Annotated in this window: 8 protein-coding genes; 4 read left to right on the forward strand and 4 right to left on the reverse strand. The window is 37.2% G+C overall.

Translation table 11 applies throughout. From position 1 onward, the window contains the following. Window positions 1–186: 186 nt before the first annotated feature. The 4 genes from KYH19_RS14515 to kbl all read right to left on the reverse strand — a co-directional run bounded on the left by KYH19_RS14515 (window position 187) and on the right by kbl (window position 3,547). Entirely contained in the window at window positions 187–762 is a 576-nt protein-coding gene (locus KYH19_RS14515; RefSeq protein WP_056094783.1) for a TetR/AcrR family transcriptional regulator, read from the reverse strand. Window position 763: 1 nt separating this feature from the next. Continuing rightward, entirely contained in the window at window positions 764–1,171 is a 408-nt protein-coding gene (locus tag KYH19_RS14520) for a hypothetical protein (protein WP_219075637.1), read from the reverse strand. Further along, entirely contained in the window at window positions 1,171–2,211 is a 1,041-nt protein-coding gene (pheS, locus tag KYH19_RS14525) for a phenylalanine--tRNA ligase subunit alpha (RefSeq protein ID WP_121283580.1), read from the reverse strand. Before pheS ends, KYH19_RS14520 begins: the two co-directional genes overlap by 1 nt. A gap of 148 nt (window positions 2,212–2,359) precedes the next feature. Further along, window positions 2,360–3,547, reverse strand: coding sequence for a glycine C-acetyltransferase (kbl, locus tag KYH19_RS14530; protein WP_219075638.1), 1,188 nt, complete (start codon window positions 3,545–3,547; stop codon window positions 2,360–2,362). 251 nt (window positions 3,548–3,798) lie between these two features. On the opposite strand from kbl, the gene KYH19_RS14535 reads away from it, so the two are divergent. The 4 genes from KYH19_RS14535 to KYH19_RS14550 all read left to right on the forward strand — a co-directional run bounded on the left by KYH19_RS14535 (window position 3,799) and on the right by KYH19_RS14550 (window position 11,150). After that, a complete protein-coding gene (locus tag KYH19_RS14535) occupies window positions 3,799–6,246 on the forward strand; it encodes a DUF5686 and carboxypeptidase regulatory-like domain-containing protein (protein ID WP_219075639.1) in 2,448 nt (815 codons plus the stop codon). 136 nt (window positions 6,247–6,382) lie between these two features. Next, window positions 6,383–7,321: a rhodanese-related sulfurtransferase gene (locus KYH19_RS14540; protein ID WP_219075640.1), complete on the forward strand. Its 939-nt coding sequence runs from the start codon at window positions 6,383–6,385 to the stop codon at window positions 7,319–7,321. Window positions 7,322–7,627: 306 nt separating this feature from the next. Continuing rightward, window positions 7,628–7,888: a four helix bundle protein gene (locus KYH19_RS14545; RefSeq protein WP_255562639.1), complete on the forward strand. Its 261-nt coding sequence runs from the start codon at window positions 7,628–7,630 to the stop codon at window positions 7,886–7,888. A 382-nt stretch (window positions 7,889–8,270) separates the two neighbouring features. Beyond that, a complete protein-coding gene (locus KYH19_RS14550; RefSeq protein ID WP_219075641.1) occupies window positions 8,271–11,150 on the forward strand; it encodes a transcriptional regulator in 2,880 nt (959 codons plus the stop codon). The last annotated feature ends 235 nt before the right edge of the window (window positions 11,151–11,385 follow it).

Here is an 11,385-nt window from a genome sequence, read left to right on the forward strand (position 1 = left end):
ACAGATGCACACGGATAAACACGGATTTCTGGTTGTCGCCTCCCTGATCCGATAGCGATCGGATTTATTTCAGGGTCTATTGCAGGAAAGATGCTGACCACGAAGTAGCTACAAGACAGTTGAAAAAACAATTTTTACTCGTAAAATAAATTCAGCATGACGGATCACCATATATAGCTGAATAATTTAAAGTGCTGCTTTTACCAAAAATGGCAATATTTCTTTCTGGAAACTTACAAAGTTTTTACGCACATCTGAATCGCTAACTGAAGTAAATGCAAATGAAAACACGATACTTTTACTGGCTTTTAACAGAAAGGCCAGTCCTTCTCTTCTTGCAGGATTATTCTTAAAGTTATCCAGTTGCAGATAAGCGGCTAACAATAAGGCTTCGAGCTGATCTGATAAATGCTTTAAAAACTCCTGTGAGTTCGCATTTTCACGAACAAAATCCCAGCCGATAAACTCATTACACGCCGTGAATGATAAGCGACTTGTTTTCATTACCAGTGCTTTTAAGTGCTCTTCTTCTGAGCCATAACTTACTTTATTGTGCAGTATTTCGTAAAGGTTCTGATCCAGGTAATCCATCAGAATACTATCTAAAACCTGTTCTTTACTCTCAAAGTATTTGTAAATAGTGGCTTTGGCAATCCGTGCCTTTTTAGCAATTTCGTTTACACTGGTTTTATGGTAACCATATTTTCTAAATAATTCTTTGGCAGCCTTTTTAACTGTTTCTTTTATTTTTTCAGCTTCCATTTTAATTGCTTACGTGTATTAGTGTGTTGCCTTGCAGAGAAACATTATATGCTTTTAAGCTTTTTTCTGCAGGTGCTTTTTGTGGGCTACCATCACGCAATAAAAATTTTGCGCCCGAACAAGGATCGGTTGCCGTAACGCCACTGTCATCGGGCGCAACCTTGCATATTTTCTCCGGGTTTACAGTGCTGCACCGATCAAAACAAACATATCCAAAATCAGTTTTCACAATAAGTAATCCCCCTACTCCGTTGTTTGAAACTACCAGGACATTATTTACTGCTTTTAAGCTAAATTCAGTTATCGTTACATTATAATTTACAGGTACATCCGGAATGTAACCTCCATCTTTACCGCAACCTGTAGCAATTAGCAGTACAAACAATATACTGTATAGATATTTCATCATTAAATTAAAGCCGATTTAAATTGCTTTAAGAAACGTGCATCGTTCTCAGAGAATAAGCGCAAATCTTTAATTACATATTTCAGATTAGCAATACGTTCTATTCCCATTCCGAATGCAAAACCACTGTATTTTTTTGAATCAATTCCACAGTTTTCCAAAACATTTGGATCTACCATACCACAACCCAAAATTTCTACCCAACCACTGTATTTACAAAACTGGCAGCCAGCACCTTTACAAATGGTACAAGAAATATCCATTTCTGCAGATGGCTCGGTAAAAGGGAAATATGACGGGCGGAAACGTACTTTGGTACCTTCTCCATATAATTCCTGAACGAAATAAAACAAAGTCTGTTTTAAATCGGCAAATGAAACATTTTCATCAACATACAAACCTTCCACCTGATGAAAAAAACAGTGTGCACGGGCAGAAATGGCTTCGTTACGGTAAACACGGCCTGGCATAATTGCCCTGAATGGTGGCTGGCCTTGCTCCATCATGCGCACCTGTACTGAAGATGTGTGCGTACGTAAAGCAATATCACCTTTCTCTCCACCTTTTTTAATAAAGAAAGTATCTTGCATATCTCTTGCAGGATGCTCTTCAGGGAAGTTTAGTGCCGAGAAATTATGCCAATCATCTTCAATTTCAGGTCCCTCTGCTACTGTAAAGCCAAGTTTTGCAAAAATCTCTACAATTTCTCTACGTACCAAGGCTAAAGGATGGCGTGAACCAATCTCGAAACCTTCGCCAGGCAAAGTTAAATCCAATTGCGAATTTTCACTTTTAGTATCAGTGCTTTCGGTTGATTCTTTTAAAGTTTGGTATTTTGATTCTGCAAGTTGTTTAAATTCGTTTAAAACCTTGCCCAACGATCTTTTTTCTTCAACAGAAACAGATTTGAATTCGTCGAAAATTTCTTTTATGATGCCTTTGCTTCCTAAATATTTAATACGGAATTGCTCTAACTCATCTGCTTTTTCAGTTACGAAAGCATTAATTTTATCGGTATATTGTGTTATTTTATCCTGTAACATGGCTTCAAATATACAGCAAATTATCTAATAATTTTAAGGTAAGCGGGTTCAAATAATCTGTTTACAATATCATTATAAAAGAAAATGAACCCATAAAGCACAAAAGCCACTTAAAGCGGCTTTTGTAATTATAGTTGATCTATAAGTTTTAAATCACACCCAATTCTTTACCTACTTTGGTAAATGCTGCGATTGCTTTATCTAAATGATGTTGCTCATGTCCGGCTGATAACTGTACACGTATCCTTGCTTTGCCCTGAGGTACCACCGGGTAAAAGAAACCAATTACATAAATTCCTTCTTCTAACATTTTAGCAGCAAATTGCTGCGCAATTTTAGCATCGTATAACATTACCGGAACAATAGGATGGAAACCTGGTTTAATATCAAAACCGGCCTCGGTCATTTTCTCACGGAAATATTGAGTATTGCTTTCTAATTTATCTCTTAATGAGGTGGTTTCGCTCAACATATCCAATACTGCAATTGATGCACCTGCAATAGCCGGAGCAAGCGTATTAGAAAATAAGTAAGGACGTGAACGCTGACGTAACATGTCGATAATTTCTTTCTTGCCAGAAGTAAAACCGCCTGATGCACCACCTAAAGCTTTACCTAAAGTACCTGTAATAATATCAATACGGTCCATCACATTGAAATGCTCGTGTGTTCCGCGGCCGTTTTTACCAATAAAACCTGTACAGTGCGATTCATCAATCATGATCAATGCCTCATATTTATCAGCTAAGTCTGCAATTTTATCGAGCGGAGCAACAGATCCGTCCATAGAGAAAGCCCCATCGGTAACAATAATCCTGTGTCTGCAATCTTTGGCAGCGATTAATTGTTTTTCCAAATCTTCCATATCGGCATTTTTATAACGGAAACGTTGTGCTTTACACAAACGCACCCCATCAATAATGGATGCATGGTTTAACTCATCAGAAATAATGGCATCTTCGGCATTAAACAATGGTTCAAAAACTCCACCATTTGCATCAAATGCAGCAGCATATAAAATGGTATCTTCAGTACCTAAAAATTTGGAAATTTTAGCTTCCAGCGCTTTGTGCACATCTTGCGTTCCGCAGATAAAACGCACTGAAGACATTCCATAACCATGATCGTCGATTGCTTTTTTAGCTGCTTCTATCACCTTTGGGTGAGAAGAAAGGCCTAAATAATTATTTGCACAAAAGTTAACCACTTCAGCACCACCGCTTACTTTAATGTCGGCACCCTGAGGTGTAATAATTATACGTTCGCGTTTAAATAATCCAGCGTTTTCGATTTCTTCAAGTTCTTTTTGCAGAACAGGTTGTAATGTTTTATACATGGCCTTTTGATATGGTTGATTTTGCCTCAAAGTTATAAAAAAAAGTCTTTTCAGACTCAAAAAGGCAATTTTACACCTACATTTTGCAGACAAAAGTTTTGACTGATCAAACGATCTATGCGCTTGTGTAATATTTATTTCTAAAAACCGCCTTTCCAGATTATTTTTTTTTCGATCTTAACAAACTTTAACATGTACCTGTGTGTATAGTGTTAAAGTTATTCGATCTTTATAGCTTACTAATCTAACGTATGATAAGAATTTGCGCGCTCCTGTTTTTTTGCGGCCTCACCAATTTTGTATTTGCACAACATTTTACAGTTACTGGTATTATTAAAGATACGAACGGACAACCTGTTCCGTTTGCATCGGTTTATTTAAAAAGCACTACCTCGGGAACCTCTGCAAATATTGACGGAAAATATTCGATTAAGCTGAAAAGCGGTGAGCATACCTTAAGTTTTAGAGCTGTAGGTTACAAACAGCAAGAGCATATTGTGAATGCATCGGCAGATCTTGTGCTTAATGTAGCACTAACGGCAGAAAGTTATACTTTGGAAAATGTTAACATCAGGGCCAATGCCGAAGATCCTGCCTACTCCATTATCCGTAAGGCTATTAAAGAACGAAAAGTACATTTAAATGAAGTGAAAGCATTTAGTTGTGATGTTTACATAAAAGGGGTACAACGGTTAAAGGGTGCACCGAAAAAATTCTTCGGACAGGATATACAGAAAATTTTAGAGCTGGATACCAACCGGAAAGGTATTATATACCTGTCAGAATCGCAGAGTAAGTTTAATTTCAGACGGCCAAATGATGTGCATGAAGAAATGATCTCCTCAAAAGTTGCAGGTAGGAACAACTCATTCAGTTTTAACAAGGCATCGGATCTGATCATCAATTTTTACGATAACTACCTGCTCGAAAATAAATTAAGTTCAAGAGGATATATTTCACCAATTGCAGACAATGCGCTCTTCTATTATAAATATAAATTACTGGGCGAAAGCAAGGAAAACGGAGAAATCATCCATAAAATAGAAGTGATTCCCCGCCGTGAAAACGATCCTGTTTTTAGGGGGATTATCTATATTATTGACGATAGCTGGAGAATTTACAACACAGATGTATACCTCACCAAAAACGCAGGTATTAACTTTATCGATACACTGAACATCAGCCAACAGTTTACCAAAGTTAATGAAGTTTACATGCCTACTGCTATTAATTTTCAATTTGCAGGTAATGTGCTGGGATTTAAAATAGCCGGTTATTATGTGGGAATTTATAGCAATTATAATCTGGATCCTAAATTCCCAAAAAACTTTTTCAGTGGAGAGATCTTAAAAGTTACTGAAATGGTTAACAAAAAAGATTCCGTTTACTGGAAAAATAACAGGCCTATCCCTTTAACGGAAGATGAAAAAATCAATTATGTAAAAAAAGACAGTATCGCGAAGCTAAAAGAATCAAAAAAATATCTTGATTCTCTTGAAAGAGAGAATAATAAATTTGGTATTGGTAAGCTTTTGCTTAGGGGAGTAAGTATTAATGACCGGTATGATAAGGAATATTGGCAGTTCGACCCGGTATTAAAAGCCATATTCTATAATACTGTAGAAGGATTTGCCATAAAATATGGTGTGACCTACAGAAAGGATTTTGAGAATAGAAGATCTTATTCTATTCGACCTGAATTGCGGTATGGTTTTGCCAACCAAAAACTTACCGGAAGTTTAACAGGAAGTTACTACTACAATCCGCTCAAGAGAGCAAGTGTAGGTGCATCTTTCGGAAACGGCATCTTTGATTTGAATAATTTAGGCTCAATGACACAGCTGGGTAACACCATCAACTCGTTATTTTATGAGAAAAACTTCGCCAAGTTTTACGAAAAAAGTTTTATCAATATTAATACCACCCGCGAACTGGCCTCTGGCCTGCAGGGAAGTGTGGCTGTAGATTACAACCGGAATAAAAGCCTCACCAATAACTCAACCTTTAAATTTATAGATGCGAAAGACCGTGAATTTACTTCAAACAACCCTTTCAAGCCAACGGAAGACACACCGCTTTTCCCAACCTATAACGCTTTCAGCGCAACAGCAAGTTTAACCTATACTTTCGGACAGAAATACATTACCCGTCCGGATGGTAAGTTTTACACGGAATCAAAATTCCCTAAAATTACGCTATTGTATAAAAAAGGATTTAATGGTGTATTGAACAGCGATGTTGATTACGATTTCGTGAAGCTTGAGGTTTCTCAGGACAGGATCGGATTCGGATTATGGGGTTACACTTCATTTTTGGCAGGTGTGGGCAAATTTCTGAACAACAAACACATGTATTATCCTGATTTTAAACATTTCGCAGGTAACATCTCCACCATCTTCCCTCCCAATTTAAGGAAATTTCAATATTTAGATTTTTATCAGTTCAGTACCAACCAACAATATTTTGAAGCCCATTTAGAGCATAATTTTGCGGGTTTCTTTATGAATAAAATTCCATTGTTGCGTAAAGCAAAACTTGAAGAATTTATCGGTGGCGGTTATTTATCTTCTCCTGAAAAAAGGAATTACAAAGAATTCTATTTCGGTATTCAACGTCTGGTATTGCGGGCAAGTTATGGCTTCGCTTACGATGGCGCAACCAAGTTAACGCAAGGATTTAGGATATCCTACGGTTTCTAGAATGGAAAATGTTTGATGTAAGATGGATGATGGCAGGCAACACACATCCATCTTACATTTTCCATTTTTACATCTTACATAATTCCCTTATCTTTGCACCGCTTTAAACGCCGTTTGCAACGGTATCAACAGCGTTATGAAAAAATATCAGACACTACTTTACTATTGCTATAGTTACATAGCAGAGGCAGAACAATTTGCTGCCGATCATCTTAAATTTTGTAAATCGTTAGATTTAGTCGGGCGTATTATCGTTGCCGACGAAGGTTTAAACGGTACCGTTTCTGGAACTGCTGAAGCCTGTAAAGCCTATATGGAAGCTATACATGCTGATGAAAGATTTGCCAAAACTGAATTTAAAATCGATAACGTTGAGGAACCTTCTTTCCTTAAGATGCACTGCCGTTACAAATCGGAAATTGTACATTCTGGTTTAAGGGATACTTCGATTATTAATCCGAACAAACAAACGGGTAAACATTTAGAGCCGGTAGATTTCATGAAAATGAAAGATGATGAGGATGTAATTATCCTTGATGTGCGTTCTAATTATGAGCATAACCTTGGTAAGTTTAAGAATGCAGTAACGTTGGATATTGAGAATTTCCGCGATTTCCCTGAGCAGATTAACCAGCTTGCCCAATATAAAGACAAAAAAATATTAACTTATTGTACCGGAGGCATTAAATGCGAAAAAGCTTCGGCTTTGCTTTTACACCATGGCTTTAATGATGTTTATCAATTGCATGGTGGCATTATCAAGTACGGGAAAGAAGCTGGTGGAAAGGATTTTGAAGGCAAATGTTATGTTTTCGACAACCGTATCGCTGTTGACGTAAACGAAGTAAACCCTACTATTGTTTCGGTTTGCTATAATTGTGGCAAAACCACACCAAAAATGATCAACTGTGCCAATCCTGAGTGTAACGAGCACATTACCCAATGCGATGAATGCGGTAACGAACTTCAGGGCTGTTGCTCAACAGCATGCACTACGAACCCACGTAAACGTCCTTATGATGGTACAGGTTATTATGTGAAGGTTCCGCAGCCGGTAGCGGTGAAAATCGGTTAATGGTTCATAGTTTTATTGTTGATAGCCTATAGCCATAGTTAATTATTCTATCGGTTAATGATCCATAGTTTTATGGTTGATAGCCTATAGCCATATTTACTATTGGTTCATGGCCCGTGCTTTGTAGCCAAGAGTAATTAAACTTAGCTAAAATTCAAATAATTATAAGCCATAATATTGAGGGAGATGATTATATTTATTTCAAATTCAATGATATGGCTTTCAAATTTGAAGAACTAAAAGTTTGGCAAATCTCATTAAATCTCAGTAAACGAAATAGACATTATTGCTAAAAACTTCCCACGGATAGAGCTATTCAGTCTCTCCAATCAAATTAAAAAAGCAGCAGATTCAGTAAACCTTAATATTGCTGAGGGCTGCATGGGCCAGTCAAAAGCTGAGTTCAAAAGATTTCTAACCTATTCTGTCCGATCTGGATTAGAGGTCGTGAGTTGTCTTTTTATGGCTTCATCAAGAAATTATATCACGGAATCCGAATTTAAAAGGTTATACATGGAATACGAGCAGCTTTGTAAAATGATTTCGAAGTTGAAAACTTCTCTTTAAGAAAGGTAATTTATTTTTGGTTGATGGTCAGATAGCCACATTTTATAAACTCAGCACACTCAAAGCATTTCCAGCTAAGTCATGAACAACTTGCCTAAGCAATTTGGCTATTAACCATGAACTAAAAAACCATCAACCTTATAGGGAGCCTCGGGCTAAACTTAGCCATTGGCCTAAAAAATTTGGCAAACCATCAACTAAAAAACCATCAGCCTCAGAGGGCCATCAAACCCCGAGCTAAACTTAACCATTGGCCTAAGCAATTTGGCTATCAACCATGAACTAAAAAACCATCAACCCCAGGCAATCATTTAACTCTCTCCTATATTAAACAATTTTTCACTTACTTTGCGTAATAATGGCTTTATCGAGTAACCATTTTATGCTAAACTATTTCCGTTTTTTATTACTGCTTTCCTGTTTTACTATAAGCGCCTATGCATCAGAAATTAAAAGCATTGGTGTACCCTATATCGAAAATTATCCTAAAGCTGTTTATTCATCAGGGAACCAGAACTGGAGTATAGCAAAAGATAAAAATGGGGTAATGTACTTCGGCAATGCGGAAGGATTGTTAACTTTCGATGGCCGTTACTGGCAGAAATACCAGTTGCCTAACCGGCAGATTGTAAGATCAGTCGCGACAGATAACAAGGGAAGAATTTATACAGGCAGTTTTGGTGAATTTGGTTTCTGGGCGATTAAAAACAATAAATTAGGCTACAACTCACTCATCAATTTATTGCCAAAAGGCATTAAAATAAATGACGAGGTATGGAAAATTTATGTAGATCAAGACCGGGTCATCTTTCAGTCTTTCTCCAAAATCTTTATTTATAAAAACAATAAAATCGAAGTGGTAAAATCGCCATCTTCTTTTTTGTTTTTACATAAAGTACGTAATAAGTATCTTATTGAAGTGCTTGAAAAAGGTTTATTCGAACTGGTTGGCAATAAATTAATCCACATTCCGAATAGCGAAAAGCTGGGTAAAGAGGGCATTCTGTCCATCCTGCCCTATAAAACTGATGGTCTTATTATCGGCACCAGTAAAAACGGCCTATTTACTTACGACGGGAAAGATTTTGCGCCTTTAAATACTTCAGCCAACAGCTATTTAAAAACCTATCAGCTCAATAACGGAGTAAGTTTACTCGGCAAATATTTTGCTTATGGCACCATCCTCAACGGATTAATTATTATCGATGAAAATGGAAGGGTGGTACAACGCATTAACAAATCGAGCGGTTTACAAAACAATACGGTTTTAAGTTTATACGCCGATAATGAACAAAACCTCTGGACCGGGCTTGATAATGGAATCGACAGGATAGAACTCAACTCTCCCCTATATTTCTATTTTGATAAAACCGGTCAGTTTGGAACGGTATACTCCAGCATTATTTTTAACAACAAAATTTACCTTGGCACCAATCAGGGTTTATTTTACAGTGAGTGGTCGCCTGATAATCTCCTGCCCTTTAATTTTAGGTTGATCCCAAATTCGCAGGGACAAGTTTGGGAACTGACCATTATTGATAATGAACTGATTTGCGGGCACAATAGCGGTACATTCAAAGTGAATGGTGATCAAATTAACTGGTTATCCAGATCTCCTGGCGGATGGACAATCAAAAAGCTAAACTCCAACCCAAATTACCTCGTTCAAGGTACCTATACCGGACTTTCGCTCTTTACAGAATCTCCGGGTTCAGGATTAAAATTTGCAACAAAAATTGCAGGATTTGATGCACCATCGAGATATGTAGAGCAAGATAATAAAGGTGATATCTGGGTAGCGCATGCCTATAAGGGTTTATACAAATTGAGTTTAAGTCAAAATTACAGCAACGCAACCAGTATTAAATATTTCGACGAAAAGAATGGTCTGCCTGGCAATTACAACATTAATATATTCAATTTAGAAAACAAAATTGTCTTTTCTTCTGATGCGGGCTTTTATACTTATGATGAATTAAGCGATAAATTTACCAAGTACGCCGCACTGAATAAAGAACTCGGTTCATTTCAATCGTCCAATAAAATTATCAATGCTGGCGGCAAAAAATATTGGTTTATCAATCACGGCAAAACAGCACTGGTTAATTTTAGCGAACCGGGCAAGGTGGAGATCGATTCTAATCAATTCAGTATTCTGGATGGCCGCATGGTACAATATTATGAAAACATCAGCCGCATCAGTAATTCTATTTACCTGATTAGCGTAGATGATGGTTTTGTGATTTATAATCCAACTGCGCAGCTCAATATGCAGAAGCAAAAACTTCCTGCCGTTCTGATCAGGCGTATAGAAGATATTACCGATAAATTTTCGCTCATTAGCGAGGCCGGAAACAGTGAGGAAGCAACTGAGATCCAGAACAGCCGTAACAATATCCGTATTTCTTACGCACTGCCCTATTACAGACAGGCTAAGGTTAAATACCAGATTTATCTTGAAGGTTACTCCCGTACCTGGTCTGACTGGAGTTATGCCACCCAAAAAGATTTCACCAATTTAAGTGCCGGAAACTATGTTTTCAAGGTTAGGGCAAAGATAGATGACAGTACGGTGAGCGAAGAAACCATTTATAAGTTTACCATTTTGCGCCCATGGTACCTGAATAACTGGGCCATACTGCTTTATGCCATCCTTTTTGTGATCGTATTGATTATGGGCAAGAAAATTTACGAAAGGAAGCTGCAAAGGGATAGTCAGAAAATAAGCGAGCGCCTGCAGGCTGAGCAGGAAGAAATATTAAGGCAGGAAGCAGAAACTAGTGAGAAACAGATCATCAAACTTCAAACAGAAAAACTTCAGGCCGAACTGGCTTCAAAAAACAGGGAACTGGCCAATTCTGCCATGACATTAGTCTATAAAAATGAGCTGCTCCAAAAACTGAGCGACGAGATTACTAAGTTAAAGGATGAAAATGGCAAGAAACTTTCTGACGATCAAACCCGAAAAATTCAGAAAGTAATCAATGATGGCATGAACGATGAGCGCGATTGGCATCTATTCGAAAATAGCTTTAACGAGGCACATGAAAGTTTCTTCAAGAAATTAAAAGCACAGCATCCTGATCTTGTTCCAAACGATTTAAAGCTATGCGCCTATCTTAGGATGAACATGAGCAGTAAAGAAATGTCGTCGTTATTGAACATCAGTTTACGTGGGGTAGAAATTCGCCGTTATCGTCTCCGTAAAAAGCTCGAAGTACCTCATGATAAAAACTTAACCGAGTTTCTGATGGAACTTTAATATGACATCAAGAAACAGATTTTAAAAATCAAAAATATTCAATAACTATCCTTGGGAACGTTTGCATAAAAAATGGTTTTGAATCTTTTTCCCGTTATATGATTAAATAACCACTACATCATTACCTCTCATACGCAATTTTTAAACCCCACAAAATACTTAGTGTTAATTGTACACTTGTGTGTATATTAATATTATGTTAAAATCCAAAAAAAATGCGTTTTTGGCCTAAAAT

The organism is Pedobacter sp. D749 (genome assembly GCF_019317285.1).
Classification (GTDB): domain Bacteria; phylum Bacteroidota; class Bacteroidia; order Sphingobacteriales; family Sphingobacteriaceae; genus Pedobacter.

Bases quoted from the DNA above. Each gene is read 5' to 3' on its own strand.
- kbl (WP_219075638.1), bottom strand. From the start codon at position 3,547: ATGTATAAAACATTACAACCTGTTCTGCAAAAAGAACTTGAAGAAATC.
- KYH19_RS14515 (WP_056094783.1), bottom strand. From the start codon at position 762: ATGGAAGCTGAAAAAATAAAAGAAACAGTTAAAAAGGCTGCCAAAGAA.
- KYH19_RS14540 (WP_219075640.1), top strand. From the start codon at position 6,383: ATGAAAAAATATCAGACACTACTTTACTATTGCTATAGTTACATAGCA.
- KYH19_RS14520 (WP_219075637.1), bottom strand. From the start codon at position 1,171: ATGATGAAATATCTATACAGTATATTGTTTGTACTGCTAATTGCTACA.
- KYH19_RS14535 (WP_219075639.1), top strand. From the start codon at position 3,799: ATGATAAGAATTTGCGCGCTCCTGTTTTTTTGCGGCCTCACCAATTTT.
- KYH19_RS14550 (WP_219075641.1), top strand. From the start codon at position 8,271: ATGCTAAACTATTTCCGTTTTTTATTACTGCTTTCCTGTTTTACTATA.
- pheS (WP_121283580.1), bottom strand. From the start codon at position 2,211: ATGTTACAGGATAAAATAACACAATATACCGATAAAATTAATGCTTTC.